The 16948-nt window shown below is 61.3% G+C and carries 11 protein-coding genes; 2 read left to right on the top strand and 9 right to left on the bottom strand.

Annotated elements, in window-relative coordinates; all coding sequences use genetic code 11:
* The first annotated feature begins 437 nt into the window (after positions 1–437).
* On the top strand, positions 438–2441 hold the full coding sequence (locus tag B7P44_RS02270; RefSeq protein WP_231716643.1) for a cell wall anchor protein: 2004 nt from the start codon (positions 438–440) through the stop codon (positions 2439–2441).
* Between the two features lie 168 nt (positions 2442–2609).
* Here B7P44_RS02270 and B7P44_RS02265 read toward each other — a convergent pair whose 3' ends face one another.
* From B7P44_RS02265 to B7P44_RS02225, 9 genes are all read right to left on the bottom strand, one after another.
* On the bottom strand, positions 2610–3719 hold the full coding sequence (locus tag B7P44_RS02265; protein ID WP_084900159.1) for a ferritin-like domain-containing protein: 1110 nt from the start codon (positions 3717–3719) through the stop codon (positions 2610–2612).
* 49 nt (positions 3720–3768) lie between these two features.
* Positions 3769–5760, bottom strand: coding sequence for a hypothetical protein (locus B7P44_RS36130; protein ID WP_133118081.1), 1992 nt, complete (start codon positions 5758–5760; stop codon positions 3769–3771).
* Between the two features lie 83 nt (positions 5761–5843).
* Complete coding sequence (locus tag B7P44_RS02255) at positions 5844–6629, bottom strand: VOC family protein (protein WP_084900154.1); 786 nt, start codon at positions 6627–6629, stop codon at positions 5844–5846.
* A 123-nt stretch (positions 6630–6752) separates the two neighbouring features.
* On the bottom strand, positions 6753–7490 hold the full coding sequence (locus B7P44_RS02250; protein WP_084900152.1) for a UbiA family prenyltransferase: 738 nt from the start codon (positions 7488–7490) through the stop codon (positions 6753–6755).
* Positions 7487–8854 (bottom strand): alkaline phosphatase family protein, encoded by a 1368-nt coding sequence (locus B7P44_RS02245; RefSeq protein ID WP_084900150.1) that lies wholly within the window; start codon positions 8852–8854, stop codon positions 7487–7489. The genes B7P44_RS02250 and B7P44_RS02245 overlap by 4 nt, the downstream gene beginning before the upstream one ends.
* Positions 8832–10004 carry a metabolite traffic protein EboE gene (gene eboE / locus B7P44_RS02240; RefSeq protein ID WP_084900147.1) on the bottom strand — a complete coding sequence of 391 codons (1173 nt, stop codon included), beginning with the start codon at positions 10002–10004 and terminating at the stop codon, positions 8832–8834. Before eboE ends, B7P44_RS02245 begins: the two co-directional genes overlap by 23 nt.
* Positions 9953–11140, bottom strand: a complete 1188-nt coding sequence (locus B7P44_RS02235; RefSeq protein ID WP_084900144.1) for a 3-dehydroquinate synthase — start codon at positions 11138–11140, stop codon at positions 9953–9955. The genes eboE and B7P44_RS02235 overlap by 52 nt, the downstream gene beginning before the upstream one ends.
* 80 nt (positions 11141–11220) lie before the next feature.
* Positions 11221–12216: a TatD family hydrolase gene (locus tag B7P44_RS02230; RefSeq protein WP_084900140.1), complete on the bottom strand. Its 996-nt coding sequence runs from the start codon at positions 12214–12216 to the stop codon at positions 11221–11223.
* Entirely contained in the window at positions 12114–12905 is a 792-nt protein-coding gene (locus B7P44_RS02225; RefSeq protein WP_084900138.1) for an EboA domain-containing protein, read from the bottom strand. The genes B7P44_RS02230 and B7P44_RS02225 overlap by 103 nt, the downstream gene beginning before the upstream one ends.
* A gap of 1289 nt (positions 12906–14194) precedes the next feature.
* Here B7P44_RS02225 and B7P44_RS02220 point away from each other — a divergent pair.
* Positions 14195–16948, top strand: coding sequence for a type VI secretion system Vgr family protein (locus tag B7P44_RS02220; protein WP_084900135.1), 2754 nt, complete (start codon positions 14195–14197; stop codon positions 16946–16948).

Here is a 16948-nt window from a genome sequence, read left to right as displayed (position 1 = left end):
TTCTTACAAATGAAAGGCAAATGTATGGATCGTGTGCGTTGGCAGCCTCATCCCGTGCATGACCGACGCGCACCGAACACCTGCAAATCGATACCTCATTGTGTGAAGCGAGATTGCGCAGAAATAAATTACACAACCCACACAATCAACCAACAAAAAATATATTTAATAAAGCAATTCGCAATCTTGTGCGAAAGAATTCCAGACGACCGATTCCAGAATCAGCAAATTCGTTAATTGTTGAAACATAGGCACTTAAGTAATACGCTCCCGAGCCGATATAGCCCCAAGTGAGTATGTGGCATGCCATCGATGATGAGCAGGCATCTGTCGATGCAGACACGACAAATCACGGATAACCGGATGCCAAAATCGGCGCGACAGGCGCTCATTCGGGTTTCGCTCGAAACCCGTCACTTCAACAGGAACAATAAGAGATGAAGAAGAAAAGCACCTCGGGGATCGCACGGCTCACGCTGTGCGTTGCCGCGACCGCGATGCTCGCAGCATGCGGTGGCGGCGGATCAGGCTCGGGTTCATCCAGCTCATCCGGCGCGACGTCCGCAAGCTCGATGAGCGGCACGGTCGCAATCGGCAACGCGCTCGTGGGCGCACCGATCACGGTCATCGACGCCACCGGCAAGACGGCTGCGGCGACCTCCGGCAGCAACGGTGCATATAACGTGTCGATCAGCGGCCTCACGGCGCCGTTCGTGATTACCGCCACCGATCCGTCGGGCGCGTCCGGAACCCTGTATTCGGTCGTTGCCAGCACGGCAACGAGCAACGGCGCGCCGGTGACGGCCAACGTCACCCCGCTGACAACCGCGGTCGCGGCCCTGCTCACGTCGAGCGGCAATCCGCTCACGCTGACGCAATCGGGCGGCCTGACGGCCGTCACGTCATCCTCCGTGTCGACGGCCGTCGCCACGCTCGACACGGCGCTCGCGCCGATCCTGGCCGCGAACGGCCTGTCCGCCGCGTCGTTCGATCCCGTCGGGGGGAGCTTCTCGCCGAACCAGAGCGGCGCGGACGCCGTGATCGATTCGGTCGCAGTCGTGCCGGCAAGCAAAGGCACGGGGCTGCAGATCACGAGCCTGGCCGACCCGGACACGGCGATCGCGCTGAACCAGGGCACGGCCGTCGCCACGCCGCTGCGTGTCCCGTCGCAGCCCGCGAACTACCTGGCGACGCTCGTCTCGCAGCTTGGTCAGTGCATGAGCGCCATGCAGGCTTCGCCCGGCGCCGCCAATTCGGCGTGTTCGTCGGCCATCGACGCGCGCTACCTGAACGACGGCTTCACGAGCTTCGGCACGCGCCACACGCTGTTCACAAAAGGGACGACGCTCCAGGGCGTGAAGACCGTGGCGTTCCTGCCAGCGGGCACGCTGCCGGCGATCAGCAATCCGGCCGCGCTGGTGTACTTCCTCGAGACGGATCCTGACGGCACGCCGAACTTCGCAAGCGACATCGTGCAGCAACTGCCGAACGGAAGCTGGGACATCATCGGCAACCAGGCGCAATTCGACATCTACATTGCGTCGTTCGTCGGCCGCGTGCAGTTCACCAACGCGGCGGACGCCGGCAACGGCCGCTTCGAATCCGGCCTGAACATCCAGATTCCGATTAACGTGCCTGTCAACGGTACGCTCCAGGCCGTCGGGGCGGCGCTGGTGAGCGGCCCCGGGCTTCCGGCGAGCGGCGTCTACATGCTCAGCCCCAATGCCGGCATCGGGCCGAATCTGACGTTCCCGCTCAAAGCCGTCACTGCGGCGCCCGCGCGGGCTTCGACCAGCGTGCCGTCCTGGCCGGACGTCGGCATGAGCACGCAGTACAAGTGGTCGTGGGCGTCGCTGTCCGGTAACGCCAGCACGTTTGCGCCGACCACGCCGGACTACGCGTCGGCGCCGGTCGACGTATCGACCATCCGGCAGCACGGGGTGTACACGATCACGCTGTACGACGCCGCAGGTCAGCAGATCGGTACGCCGCAGAAGGTCGTCAACATCGCGCCGAACATGAATGCCGCGGCCGGGGCAACCGTTCCGTGGCAGACGCTCGGCAGCGATGTGATCGCGAACCTGCTGACGGCTGGCGGCCCGGGGACGTCGACCGCGTCGTCCGGGACGATGCCGACGGCCAACATCGACTGGACGGTGCCGGCTGCCGGCCTGGCCTATCCGAATGCGTGGATCGCGATCAATTCGCAGGGCGCCGCGCAGTTCGCGAACGGCGTCGAGGCGTATCAGGCGCAGCCTTATGACGTGATGCGGTGGATCACGCCGACGGTCAACGGGACGACGTATTCGAGCACGCTGAGCGGCTATGTCGATCAGCTGACAACCGCCAACGGCGCCAATGCGGAATCGGCAATTCAGGTCCAGTTGGGCTGGCAGGCGGCGGGCGATTACTACATCAACACCTGGCAGTACAACAACTGAGTTCGAGGTTGGGCTGAGGATGCGCAAGGAGTTTGCGCTCCTTGGTGAACGACGGACTGATACGGATGCGTTGGCTGCTTTCCCAAGCGACGCATTGTAGGTGTCGACAGCAACCGCCTTGAGCGTCAGGCGGTTGCTGCGAAGCGTTACAGTTTCACAGCTGGGGCTTCACGGCATGAAAGGAGGTGCTGCGAATACGCCATCTCCCACCGGGAACCGCATGACTTGCTGGGCGACCAGCTTGAGCTGGAACATGAGGCCCATGGCCGAATTCAACTTCTCCGGGCGGCCGTTGAACGTCTCATCCAATGCACGCAGCAGGCCGCAATAGGTTTCGTAGAATTCCGATCCCGCGATATAGGCCCCGCTGCCCACCTGATAATCGGAGAGCGCGGCGTTTTCCTTTACCGTGCAGATATTTTCCGAATCCAGTGAAACCGGCTCACCTGAATACGACCAACCGGAACGATCGTTGGGATCGCGCTCGAGGGTTCGACCGTAATAGATCTCGCCGAATTTGAAGTAGTGCGCGTAGTTGCCACCGTCGCCATCCTTCGGATTGATCCGATCTTGTTTGATCTGAAGCCCTTCACCTTGCTCGATTATCTTCATGAGTACCGCTTTGGCTGTGTCGAACGAATCGACTTTACCGTTGAACGATTCGGCCGGGCCGAGAAGTGCATCAGCCGGACCGTCCGGACATGTGTAGATTTTGTACGGGAACCATTTCGAAATATCGATCTGCCTTTCCTTGCGTGGGTTGGCGAAGATACCGGCCCCTAGCTCCTTGAGTGCATGGATGACCGCCTCATAGAAGTCTCCAAGGGAAACTGCGTGCGATGAATGGCCGATGGGCGGGAGCGGCTCAGGTTCACCGGGGAGCGCCGCCATTGTGTCGGGGCGCTCAATTGCCATGAATATGTCGTGAGTCTGTTTTTTGGTCAGCGAGGCCAGGCCGACCACCAGGCCGCCGTCCAGATCCAATGGGAATGTTGACGGGTAGCGGATGCTTGTCCCGAGTTTGAAGATCGGCACGTCGCCGCCGATGGCAATCAGCGTATTGGCGGCAAGTGTCATATGGAACATTTCCTCGAAGACGACTGAATGCACGAGCGCCCCGGCCTTGCCATTGTTTTCCTCGATGGAAAACAACGCAGTCAGATAGGGGGGAATGGTCATCAGCTCGGTCTTCACGGCATCCTGCAGGCACTTTATTACCACGTCGACGCCAGGCTCAACGTACAGTTTGTCGACGATTTCTTTTCTGACTTTCAACATGATCGAGTCATCCTGTTCAATGGGTCATATCCGATAGACGCGTCGGGTTTCAACGCTTCTTGCCGTGCGTCAGCGCGACATCCGTGAGACTTTGCATTTCCTCGGGGTCGGCGAAGCGGTGTAACGGGCAGCGTTTTCCGAACATGACCTGGCTATCCAGCGTTTTCCCGCTGTTCTTGATGACATTGCTGAAATAGTTGATCAGCATGCGTCGCTTGGTAGAAGACAGATCACGCGTCACCGGCATCTGGTCCGGATCGTCATCCGGTTTCTCGAAGACGAATTTCATGATGAATGCGGCAGAATCGGCGACTTCCTTCTTCGAGAAATCGAACAGCCCCTTGCTCATCACCGGATAAAGGTTCGCGTATTGCTGGAGGATCGGCTGAACGTCCTCCCATCTGGGGTGATCGATGTCGACGTACTGCTGGGATACGACGCCAGGAAAAGAGCTGTAAACCACCACGGGGATCTTGTCGAATTGCTGCTGAACATTGTCAGTTGGTTTCTGAGCTGACTTGAAGTTATACGAGATGACGTAAAGCTGACCGTCTATATAACCACGTGGCGCGCCCATGTATTCAGGGCCGGATATGGTTATACGCGCCTGGCCGTCCGTGTCTGTCCATGCACTCTCAGGGATATTTATGCCATCCCGAGGCGTATTGATGGTGGGATCCGGCGCACGAGGCGTCGTATCAGGAGGATTGTCAGCGGTTTGGTTGCTATTATCCTGCTCTTCCGGATCGACCCAAATTTTCAACTCTTGGCCGGGATAAGGACTACCGTAACGCGCAGCATATAGCACCACTTCCTGGGAATTTCCCGCGCTGTCGTTCGGATCGAGCTTGAAGGCGAAGGTTTCCGGGCGAACTTCCAAACCAGATAGTGCCTCGCGCAAGCTCACTATTACATTTGATTGAGAAATGGTCCTTCGGATGATGGCAAGCGGCTTATCCTTGATTAGATCAAGCACGTGGCGCGTTAACTTCACCGATTGAATTCCACCCTCATTGGTTTGCAGCGCTTGCAACTGACTGGCGACATCGCCAATCTTGCTGTAATCGCCACTCTCTATCGATTGATCCTGCAGTATTGATTCGCTATGCAAGACGGCATATTCAAGCCCATCGTGATCGGGAATATAGTATTTATCATTGGTTGGAAAGGCATTGCTCAAATCAACATGGAGGTAACCAGCTTGTTCGTCAACGAATGACGAGAAGCACCCGATTCCGTCGTTGTTGACCAAGTCGCCAATTTTATTTCTTGTCGTCGGCATGAAGCGGCGACCAAGAATAAAGGAATGGGGCTGCTTTTGCTTCCGAGGGTTCGCCGGCCCGATATTTCCAATCAGTATGCCGTAGCCAAAATTTGGATTGAGACTACCATCGCCATTCACGGAATTCCCGTTGAAACCATATGTAGTCAAGCGGATCGACAAACTATCACGCTCCGATGCATTACGTAGATCGTCAAGAAACCGGCTCGTAAAATCATCAGTATGCCATTTGATGTTAACCAGAACCGATTGAAACATCGCCGACGCCGCGCCGTCTCCGGATTTACCGCCAGCACGAGCAAACCAAAGATCGCGAAACGGATTGCTTTCATAGTCCGCCGTCATGATCGGCGTGCCATCGGTGGCCACCAGTGAAACGGCGAGGCCATAGATATTCGACGCATTTTGCCAATCCGGATCCAGATCAACCATCTTCCCCGCAGGGCGGTCCGGAGAATTTCCAACCTGACATCCAATCAATGGGTCGGACCTGCGATCCGCAATGAGATTGCCGGACCGGTCACGCAGGGTTTTCACGGCACACTCCCTGAAGCGCATGATTGCGGTGCCGTTCGGATTCCACCATCCGTTCCACTGATCGGGATTACCACCCGGCGGCGGATTATCAGGCTTCATAAATTCCTGATACGAAGACTCGAATGTCCCGACATCGAAATGCCGCGGGTCATTATTCACCGTCGAAACGTCGGCTTGAAAGAACCCGGAAAACGCAAGCCTGGGGAACTGTAAGTAGCTCATTTCTACTCCTTGGATGGACTTCCCTATTCCAAATCGTCACCCCGCCGGGCGACGTTTCCCGTTGACGCCCCACCACATCACACTCATTCGAACGGCTGGATCAATCCGATCGCATTGCCTTCGGGGTCCTTGACCATCGCGAAGGTGTACCCGTCGACGGGAGTCGGACCGACGAAACAGCTGCCTCCGTACGCAACAACGCGGTCGATGGCGGCTTTGAGATCGTTGACACGCAGATAGAAATTCGTGCCCGGTTCGAAGCCGGCTTGGGTGGATGCTTGGCCGATTCCGCCGAGCAATGCCGTGCGCTGTATCGGGAATGGGACATATGAGAAGCCGCTCTCCCCGTCCTCGTACCACCAGCCGAACACGTCGCCGAAGAACCGCTTGAGCTTCTCCTGATCGCGGGCGATGACTTCGAACATCACACTCGGATGTCGATTGGACTTGTCGGCCGGCGACCTTGCATCGTCGGCGGCGTCTGCACCCGAGTCGCCCACGCGCGAGAAACCCGCGCGTTTTTCCAGGAAGTCGACGAAGACAAACGGCGCGCCATTCGACGCGACGAACAGCTCGCCATGCCGCTCGACGAATGCGGTGAACACCGGCCCGTCGACATGCCGCAGAAACGCGTCGACGTTGCGATATGTCTCGAAGAACAGCACCGTGTGCGGTTCGGCGGGCGGCAGCGATTGCAGGCGGCTGTCGCCGTGGTGCGGCGTATGCACCAGGTAGGTCAGCGTGTCGGGTTCATCGCGCTCGACGTCGCGCGCCAGCTGACCGAGCGCGGCGTGGGCGGCCTCCCCGCAGCCGGGCCGGATGAACCAGCGGGAGGTGAGGCTGATGGGTCGGGTGGATAAAGAAGCCATGACATTCCTCGCGTTGTCGTGATGGCCACCGCCAACCGGCACGTCTGCGTCGGCTGACGCGGGCCATCGCGCCGTCAGCCGCGTTGATTCGATCCCCGTCGTTCATTCGGAAACGCCGCATCGTCAGTCACCCCGAACCCGGCGTTGTCCGGCGCGCGTCAGCACGGTGCCCGCCGCGCCCGCAAGCAGCCAGGCCGGACTGGCCAGCACGGCCAGCACGACGCCATCGAGCATCGGCATCGCCGCCAGCATCCACGGGATCACCGGCCATGCGTAACGTCCTGCAGCGGTGCGGTGCTCGAGCCGCGCAACGACGGTCAGCACCAGCACGTAAGCCGCTTGCGCGATCGCGGCCAGCGCGGCCCCCTTCGATACGCTGCCCGTCAGCGCGAGCGCGGTGACGGCATAGACCAGCAGCCGCGCGCCCGCCATCGCGAACACCATCGACGGATGGCGCTTGTGGAAGCGGTCGTAGACCCAGATGACGCCCAGCAGCGCGACGCCGGCCGCCGCCCCCGCGCGATGCGGCGCGAGCAGCAGACAGAACAGCGCGACGGCGAAGAGCGCCAGCGTCAACGCGCGCGCCGGCCCAAGCCCGATCGCGCCGGCAGGAATGGGACGGAACGGCTGATGCACGCGGTCATGGTCGACGTCGCAGAGATCGTTGAGCGCCATGCCGCCGCAGTAGAAACACGACAGTGCGAAAGCGAGCAACAGCACGAGCGCGGCGGGCGGCGCATGGTCCGGCGGATTGCACAACACCGCCGCCGTCAGCACGTTCATCCAGACCGTCGGCAGGTTGCTGACGCGGCAGAGTGCCAGCGCCGCATTCACGTGGCCATTGAAGGAAAGCGTGCTCATGGATTGAAGATATGGTCGAGCAGCACCGAGCAGACATCGGTCGCCGCGAGGTTGTCGCGCCTGATGCGGTTGCGCTCGGAGCTCATCAGGATCGGTGCGTCCGCGCGGTCGCGCGTGCGCAGGCCATGCGAGCCGCGCACGAGCGACGCATCGAGCGGGATCACGTCCATCGTGTAGCGCATGCCGAGCGATTTGCGGGCGAGCGTCGTCCCGATCTTCAGCTTCGGAAAGCGGATGCCGGGATCGATGAACAATTCGACCGGATCGTAGCCGGGCTTGTTGTGGATATCGACCGTACGCGCATAGTCGGGCGCGTCCTTGTCGTCGAGCCAGAAGTAGTACGTGAACCAGCTGTCGGGTTCCGCCAGCAACACCAGCTCGCCGGCGCGCGGATGCGCGAGGCCGTGATGGGATCTGCCGGTCTCGCCGAGCACCTCGCCGATACCCGGCAGCACTTCGCAGAGCCGGCTGACGGCCGCGAGATCGCGCGCGTCGCGCACGTAGACGTGCGCGATCTGATGATCGGCGACGGCGAACGCGCGCGACGCGCCGGTGTCGAGATAGTCGCGGCCGAGGTCCCGCTTGATCGCGACGAAACCCGCTTCGCGCAATGCGCGGTTGATGTGTACGGGGCGAGCGACAGGCGTGATGCCGTATTCCGAGAGCACCACGACGCGCACGCCGCGATGCCGCAACACGACGATCAACTCGCCGCACACCGCGTCGATCGCCCGCAGCTCGGAAGCGATGTCCGCGTGCGGGCCGACGCGTTGCAGGCAATAGTCGAGGTGCGGCAGATAGATGAGGTTCAGCGTCGGCTCGAACTGCGTCTCGACCTCGAGCGCCGCAGCGGCGATCCACTGGCTCGAGCGGATCGAGGTGCCCGGCCCCCAGAACTCGAAGAGCGGAAACTGACCGAGCCGGTCACGCAGCGATTGGCGCAACCCCGCCGGCTGCGCGTAGAAGTCGGGCAGCTTCATTCCGTCGACGCAATAGAGTGGCCTTGGCGTGATCGTGATGTCCGCGTCGGTCGCCATCGCATACCACCAGAACGTATTGGCGCACGTGAAGGACGGGTCGCGCTCGCGCGCGAGATGCCAGATGCATGGCGCCTGCACGAGCCGGTTGCTTTGCCGCCACAGCCAGACCTGATCCAGCTCGCGGAAATACCAGCCGTTGCCGACGATCCCGTGCTCGGTCGGCAGCTTGCCGGTCAGATACGTCGTCTGGGCGGAGCACGTGAGGGCCGGCATCGTTGCGTCGATGACGGCCACTTCGTCGCTGAATGCGGACAGATTCGGCGTGTGCGGGCCAAGCAGGTTTTTCGTGAGCCCGACGACATTAATGACGGCCGTTCGCTGCATCGAGTCTCTCCTTGACCCAGTTCAGTTCACGCGCAATCGCGCTGCCGACCGAATCGACGCGCAGCGACTGCGGCAGGACGCCGAAGCTGTAGGTTTCGACCTCGAGCGGCGTCCCGGGGGCGATCCGTGGCAGGCAGTCTTCAAGGAAGAAGCGTGTCGTGTCGACGTCGCCGAGCGTCTCGAGAAAGATCGGCACATGAAAATGAACGCGGCACTCGTCGATCGGCTCGCCGCGTTCGAGCCAGCGTGCGAGATCGGGCAGATCCGCGAAGCGCAGCAGGCGTCCGTCGACGCGACGCGCGACGGCCTGATGGAGATAGGTCGGCTCGTCGAACGACAGCAGGTCGACGAGCCGCGCGCCGCGCGCGCGCAGCGCCGAGGACACCTGCACCTTGACCACGCGAATGCCGGCGCGGGCGAGCCGCGCGAGACAATCGGCCGGCTCCTCGAATTCGACGGCCTGGTGGCAGCAATCGAAACAGAGGCCGACATGCTCCGATAGCGATGCCGGGAAAGCCATGCGCTCGAAGAAATCGATCGCCTCGTCGGTCGTTTCGAGCACGCAATGCGGTTCCGGTTCGAGCGCGAGGCGAATCAGCGGTCCGCCGCGCTCGCGCACGCGCGCAAGATGCGCGAGCACCTCGAGCAGGTGCGCCCTGACCGGCGCCCAATCCTCGGCAGCGAAGCCGTCGCGGCAGGCGACCGGCACCGTTGAAATCGACGTGGCGCGATCGCCAGGCGTCCACTGCGCGAGGATGTCGGCGAGCCGCATCGTATAGGCCGCTCGCCGTGAATCGCGCCAGTCGGGGCGATAGACCGCTTCCTTGACCCGCGTGCCGTGAAACGCGCCATACGGAAAGCCGTTGAGCGTCAGGACATGGCAGTCGTGCGTGTCGCACCAGCCGGCGAAGTCGCGGATTCGCGCATCGTCGAGCTCGAACGCGGCTTGCGCGGAGAGGCGCAAGCCGAGCGGAAAGCTGCGTTCGGATGAACATGCGCGCTTGACCTGCAACGCATGGTCTTCAAGATTGCGCAGCACATCGGCCCATGCGTCGCCTGGATGGATGTTGGTGCAGTACGTGAGCGGATAGCCGTCGGTCACGTCGACACCTCTGGCGCCAGCGATGTCGCGTGCACGGGCTGACGACATGCGCGCAACTCGGCGACGCAGGCGCGCATGACCGCAGCGTCGATGTAATTCACCTCGACGCCCTCCCCGATGCGCTTGAGCAGCGTGATGCACAGGCTGCCGCCCAGATGCTCGCGAAACTCGTCGAGCGCCCGGTCGACATCGAACGTGTCGAGCGCGGCGTCGTCGAGCGTGAAGCCGATATCGCGCAGCGTGTCGAGAACGAGGTCCGCCGCGGCGCCGTCGATGAGCCCGAGCCGTCGCGAATACAGCGTGTCGATCGCCATGCCGATCGCGACCGCCTCGCCATGCAGCAAACGGTGGTGCGAGATCTCTTCGAGCTTGTGCGCCGACCAGTGGCCGAAGTCGAGCGGTCGCGCGCTGCCGCGTTCGAACGGATCGCCGCCGTCGCGAATCTGGGCGAGATGGAGCTCCGCGCACCGGACGATCATGGGCTCGATCGCGTGCGGCGCGAGCATCGCAAGCTCGAAGCGCTGCTCATGAAGCCGCGCGAAATACCGCGCGTCGCGAATCAGTGCGACCTTGATCGCTTCGGCAATGCCGGCGCGCCGGACGACCGCCGGCGCGCTGGCGAGCAAGTCGAAATCGTTGACGACGGCGAACGGCGGCGCGAACGTCCCGACGAAATTCTTGCGGCCGTGCCAGTTGACCGCGTTCTTCACGCCGATGCCGGCATCGTTCTGGCCGAGCACCGTGGACGGCATGCGGATCAGCCGAATGCCGCGGTGTGCCGTCGCGGCGGCGTAGCCGACCGCATCGAGGAGCGCGCCGCCGCCGACTGCCACCACGTAGCTGTGACGACACAGCCGGAGTTCGCGCACGAGGTCGTAGATCACGTCGACTTCCTGCAACCCGTGTTTCGACGCTTCGCCGCCGCGCACGACGATCGGCGATCCGGCGAGCTCGAATGCAGCCGTGTGCTCGCGGGCATACCGCGCGATCGACGCGATGCGGTCCGCACGGCTGTCCGTCACGCCCGAGTCGATCACGAACAGCGCCCGCGCGCACAGGCCTTGCGCCGGGTTTCGCATCAGGTCGGCCAGCAGCGCATTGGCCGGCGAGAACGCCCGACGCGTGAAGCACACCGGGTAGCTGTAGCGAACCTCGAATGTCTGGTCGATGCGATGCTCAAGCATGAAGCCCCCGACTGGGCATGTTGCGGCCGATGGAAGACAGGCTGGCCTTGTCCGGCCAGTCGTCAGGCTCGTGTGGCGTATCAGTTCGGCACGGGCTCGTCGACGCGCGGCGTTTGCCCGCGCAATACCGAGTTGTCGGCGAACAGTTGCCGCTGATCCAGGGCGGGCGCCCGGGAAAGCGCAGCGAGGTCGATCTGTTGCGATTGCCCATAGGCTGCGAGTGCGTTGCCCCACGTGACCGCTTCGACGTTCGTCGACGCAATGCCCCGCTCCAGCATCAATCGCGCGGTTTTCGGCACCGCGAGCGGATCGCTGACGCCCCAGTCCGCAGAGCTGTCGACGATGACGCGCTCGGGACCGTATTGGCGCACGATCTCCACCATGCGCGCCGAACTCATCTTCGTGTTCGGATAGATCGTGAACGCAGCCCAGGCGCCGGCATCGAGCACGTCGCGGACGGTCTCTTCGTTGTTGTGATCGACGATCAGTTTGCGCACGTCCACGCCATGCTCTATTGCAACCGCGATGGAGCGCTGCGTGCCGCGCTTCTTGTCGCGATGCGGTGTGTGAACCATCACGACCATGTCGTGCTCGCGCGCGAAATCGAGCTGTGCGCGATAGGCGAAGTCCTCGGCGGCCGTGATCTCGTCATAGCCGATTTCCCCGATCGCGACGACTCCCTCCTTCAGCGCGAACTCCGGGATCAACTCAAGGACATCCCTTGCGAGCGCTTCGTTGTTCGCTTCCTTCGAGTTCAGGCCGATCGCGCAGTAATGCGCGACCCCGAACTGCGCGCAGCGAAAGCGCTCCCAACCGACGAGACTCGAGAAGTAATCGATGAAGCTTCCGACGTTCGTGCGCGGCTGGCCCAACCAGAATGCCGGCTCGATTACCGCGCGAATGCCCGCGGCAGCCATCGCCTGCAAGTCGTCGGTCGTGCGCGAGGTCATGTGGATGTGCGGATCGAAGAATTTCACGGCAAGTCCCTCGTCTGAATGGGCTGGAGAAGGTGGAACGCGCGCGCCGAAAAGCCGTGTTTGCGCGCCTGCTCGATGAATGCGGCGTGCTCGCGCCATGCCGAGTCGATCGATGGATCCTCGCGTGTCAGCGCCCCTGCCCGGGCGAAGGCTAGCAGCGCGCCGCGCTTGCCCTGCTCGCTCCCGCTTCGCAGCTCCGTTCTCAGGGCGTCGAGTCCGCGCCCGCCGGCGTAAGGGCCGAGGCAAAGCCACAATTGCGGCGGCACGTCGCGTCCCGCACTGCGACGTTCGTCAGCCAGATCGAGGGCCATACGCGCAAGCTCGGGCGATAGCCGAGCGTCGAACGATTCGATGCGAGCAAGCGGTGCATCGATGAACACCGCCTTGAGGACGAGCTGGCACCACGACAGATCGTCGAAGTAGTCGGCCGGGTAACTCGAGTCGCAGGCAACGGCTTCGAACACCGTCCGCATGTTGGTGCGGCATCCTTCTCTCGCACGTGAGACGAAACGCTCGCCGCGCGGCAGCAGCGGTAACGCGCGGTAGAGTGCGCACGATTCGCCGTGGTCGGCAAAGCGGAAACACTGCTCGAATACCGCGGGGAAGCCATCCTCGTCGAGTTGCGGAAATGAGAGCAGCAGCACGATGCGCAGCGTTTCGAGCAGGCTCCAATGCTCGGGATTGCAACGGGGAAGGTCCGCTTTCAGTGCGCGAAGCTCATCGCGATCAGGATCGAGCGCGATGTCGGCGCGGACATGGCGGCTGGCAAGCGACAGCAAGCGGGTCATGCTCCGTGCTGATGCGCTGCCGCGAATCTCGACTGACGCACTCGATAAAAAATCACGTCCCTCCCGGGTCAAGCGAGAATCAAGAAGCCGTGTCAGTGCAATGACGGCATCCGTGCGCGGAGGAGGATTCATGCTCGACTGTGGGAAGTGAGAAGTTAATTTCTCTCAGGCTTATCGATCGAGTCTAGGTCATATTTTTCGGAGTATTGACTAGTAGATTTATCAGTCATTGTTTCAATACAATAAACACCACTAGTCAATTTAAAGACAAACGATTCGCACCTGAAAATATTGTGCAGATCCACATTCCATTGCCATCGGACTCGCCACCCCACGGTTACAGAGCATCAGTATTCCGAAATTGAAACAACGACCTCCATCGTTTCCATGTTTCGAAATTACAAGGTGCGTCGCTTACCGCTCCCTCGTGCCGGCATCGAGGGTTTGATGCACGTGGTCCAGATGCTTTACGGCAGGCAATGCCATCGAGGACAGGCAGCAACTCGCTGCCCGGCACGGCGGCCATGCAATACGTCAGCGATACCTGGCAGTACAACAATTGATCTCGGGACTGGGCAGCAGATTCCGAATGCGGCGGGGTCGAGGCTCGGTCTGAGGATGTCCAAGGAGGGGCGTTGCGAGGGATGGCGGCGCCCCTCGTTTTTGTTTGCGTCGGTCGTTGTTGCTGCGTGACGCACCGTTCAGTTGAACTCATCTCACCCGAGCATGCCGCTCCGCAACATCACACGCCTGCGGTCCTCGGTGACCCTATTCCGTTCGGCCAATCAAGCCCTTAAGCCTCGCCCATTTATTCGCTCGATAAGATCGACTGCCACAAAGTCCTCCACACATGAGGGGAAGTTTCACCCCCCTTTTTTCTCAACCTGCCTGAAAGGACGGGGCCAAAGATTGGCGCTTGTGGCATATGGCCAAGCGGCACTCCTTCGAGCATCGTCGTCCGAAGCAGTCTCGCTCGGCGCCCCCGTTCCTGCACGCGACCGCAGCGCACCAGCAAAGGGAAAACGAATGCTAAATGTTATGTTTTAGAAAGCTATTTAGTAATTTAAATGTTGGGAACGTTGACTTTCAATCCGCTCGATCGACACCCAAGCACATTTCCGAAGATATTATGTGTTTCAATTCTTGTCAGACGTATTGCCCGCATTCTGCTTGAGGTACATTCTCACACTTTGCAGTCGCCGACAGAATAACCGGGACGTAACCGGGGGCCGCCCCTACGAGAGTGCAAGCCATCGCGGGCTTACAACTAACAAGAAGATGGAAAACGCATGAACATGACTGAACTGGCTCAAGCGATTCGCGGCGGCCTGATCCAGCAGGATCGCTTGCTCAAGACGGATATCCCGTCGCTGCCAGGCAATGCGCTCGTGCCACGCCGGGCCGTGACCTGTTCGGAGCTGGGCCGCGACTTCAGCGTCACTCTCGACATGGTCTCCACGGCCGGCGACATCCAGCTCAAGACGCTGATCGCGCAGCCGATGACGCTCTGGATTCAACAGGCGAACAAGTCATATCTCCCGATCAACGGCTACATCCATACCGCTCGCCGGCTTGGCGCGGACGGTAGCTTTTCGAGCTATCAACTGACCTTCGCGTCATGGATGCACTTCCTCAAATTCCGCAGCGACATGCGGTATTGGCAGGACAAAAGCGTCGACGCGATCATCGCGGACGTCTTCAATGCGCATCCGCAGGCCCATGGGCAATACGAGTTTGCGTTGTCGAAGCCGTTGCCCTCGCGCTCGTACTGCCGCCAAAGCGAAACCGACTGGAACTTCGTGCACCGCCTGATGGAAGACGAAGGACTGTTCGGCTTCTGGCGACATAGCGAAGACGGCAAGGCGCACACGCTCGTCATTACCGACGACCTGTACGCACTCGATGCAATGTCACCCAGTCCCGTCAGGTTCTACCGTTCGGGAACGGGCAGCGAAGCCGACGCATTCACGCAGTGGGCGGGTTCACGGACATTGCAGAGCACGCTGCACACGACGCGCACGTTCGACTACAAGGCGCCCCCCGCACCGTTCAATCCCAAGGGCACCACATTGCCGACGAAGGTCGACCAAGGGAATCTGCCGGAACAGGCCGAAGTCTACGAATACACCGGCGCTTACACGTATCTGAATCAGGATCGCGGCGAGCACCTTTCGAAGACTCGCCTGGAGGAATGGGAGTCGCGTGCGAAGCGATTCTTCGGCGTGGGCGGCGTTCGGGGTATCGATGCCGGAAGGCGCTTCGCGCTGGCCAACCATCCGGAGCACGACCGCGATTCGGACCGCGAACGGGAATTTGCCGCCATCAAGGTCTTGCGGTACATCGAGAACAACCTGCCGCTATCGAACCAGGAAGCGAACTTCCCGCACAGTCTGCAGAACCAGTTGGCGCAAGCCAAAGCCGGCGGCTCGGCAGAAGCCGCGTTCAAGGTCACGCATGAAGATGGCTCGGCGGGTTTCTACCTGGTCGAAGTCGAGGCGCAGCGCGTGACCGTGCCGTATCGGAGTCCTTTCGAACACGAGAAGCCCGTGATGCAGCTCGAGACGGCCATCGTGGTCGGTCCGAGCGGCGAAGAGGTCTATACGGACGAGCTGAACCGGATCAAGGTGATGTTCATCTGGGATCGGCAGAGCCAGGGCGACGAGCGCGCGTCGTGCTGGGTGCGCGTCGCGCAATCGGATACCGGTGGCGGCTACGGCAGCGTACACGTTCCGAGAATCGGTGAAGAGGTGCTCGTCGGTTACATCGGCGGGGACTGTGACAGGCCGGTCGTCCTGCATCGCATTTACAACGGCGCGGTCAAGCCGCAGTGGCACAGCAACGGCATCCTGTCGGGCTACCGGTCGAAAGAGTACTCGGGCGCCGGCTATAACGAAATGGTCCTCGACGATGCGACGGGGCAAAATCGCACCAAATTGTTCAGCAGTACAGGAAACAGCCTGCTTCACCTGGGGTACCTGATCGACCAGAGCGGCAACACGCGCGGCGCATATCTTGGCTCCGGTTTCGACCTGAAGACGGATTCGTACGGTGCCGTGCGTGCTTCGCGGGGGCTGTACGTGACGACGCATCCGCAGCGGCCGAACAGCCAGCAGCTCGACGTGGGCGAGGTGCAGCAGCAGCTCGCCGCCTCCGAGAGCATGGTCAAGGCGATGTCGCAGGCGAGCCAGGCGCATCAGGCTGAGAGCCTCGGCGAGGGTCACGATGCGCTGAAGACATTCGCCGATGCGACGCAGAGCAGCGTGCAAGGCTCGCAGTCCGGTGGCAGAACGGCGGGAGGCGGCACGGGTAGCGCGAACGCATTCAAGAATCCGGTCATGGTGCTGGCAAGTCCATCCGGCATGGCACTGTCGACCCAGCAATCGGTGCACGTGTCGAGCGATCAGCAGACCAATCTCGTCAGCGGACAGAGCACGTTCATCGCCAGCGGCAAGTCGCTTGTGGCGAGCGTCGCGGAGAAGATCAGCCTGTTCGCGCAGCAGGCCGGGATGAAGCTGTTTGCGGCCAAAGGGAAGGTCGAGATTCAGGCGCAGGGCGACCAGATGGCCCTCGCAGCCCTGAAGGACGTCACGGTTAGCAGCACCGACGGGAAGGTCGTCATCACGGCCGCGAAGGAGGTCTGGATCGGTGCGGGCGGGTCGTACATCCAGATCAACGGCAACGGGATCGTCAATGGATCGCCGGGGTCGATCCTGGAGCGGGCTGCGAGCTGGGATGTGCCCGGGCCCGATTCGGCGCGAATGCCGTTGCCGCCGATGCCGATACCGCAGAATTCCGGACCGTACAGCTTGCGATTCGATTTGTCGGGTGCGCTCGCAGATGGAGAAATACTTGAAAACGCGTCGTACCTGGTCAAGGTCGGCGACGACTCTCACTATTACGGAACGCTCGACGCAGATGGCATGACCGGGCGAATTTTCACGGAGAAGGAAGAGTCCGTCCGGGTCAGCGTGAGAAATGGCGATTGGACTCACCATATGGACACGATCAACGATGACCTGTTTTCCGATGGAGATGGAGCATAG

Source organism: Burkholderia ubonensis subsp. mesacidophila (genome assembly GCF_002097715.1).
GTDB lineage: Bacteria > Pseudomonadota > Gammaproteobacteria > Burkholderiales > Burkholderiaceae > Burkholderia > Burkholderia mesacidophila.
Note: the sequence above shows the minus strand (reverse complement) of the source record. Positions and strands in the feature narration are given on the sequence as shown.

Coding starts and splice junctions, on each gene's coding strand:
- B7P44_RS02265 (WP_084900159.1), bottom strand. CDS start 3,719: ATGTTGAAAGTCAGAAAAGAAATCGTCGACAAACTGTACGTTGAGCCT.
- B7P44_RS02220 (WP_084900135.1), top strand. CDS start 14,195: ATGAACATGACTGAACTGGCTCAAGCGATTCGCGGCGGCCTGATCCAG.
- B7P44_RS36130 (WP_133118081.1), bottom strand. CDS start 5,760: ATGAGCTACTTACAGTTCCCCAGGCTTGCGTTTTCCGGGTTCTTTCAA.
- B7P44_RS02250 (WP_084900152.1), bottom strand. CDS start 7,490: ATGAGCACGCTTTCCTTCAATGGCCACGTGAATGCGGCGCTGGCACTC.
- B7P44_RS02270 (WP_231716643.1), top strand. CDS start 438: ATGAAGAAGAAAAGCACCTCGGGGATCGCACGGCTCACGCTGTGCGTT.
- B7P44_RS02225 (WP_084900138.1), bottom strand. CDS start 12,905: ATGACCCGCTTGCTGTCGCTTGCCAGCCGCCATGTCCGCGCCGACATC.
- B7P44_RS02230 (WP_084900140.1), bottom strand. CDS start 12,216: ATGGCGCGAGCACGCCGCATTCATCGAGCAGGCGCGCAAACACGGCTT.
- B7P44_RS02255 (WP_084900154.1), bottom strand. CDS start 6,629: ATGGCTTCTTTATCCACCCGACCCATCAGCCTCACCTCCCGCTGGTTC.
- eboE (WP_084900147.1), bottom strand. CDS start 10,004: ATGTCGTCAGCCCGTGCACGCGACATCGCTGGCGCCAGAGGTGTCGAC.
- B7P44_RS02245 (WP_084900150.1), bottom strand. CDS start 8,854: ATGCAGCGAACGGCCGTCATTAATGTCGTCGGGCTCACGAAAAACCTG.
- B7P44_RS02235 (WP_084900144.1), bottom strand. CDS start 11,140: ATGCTTGAGCATCGCATCGACCAGACATTCGAGGTTCGCTACAGCTAC.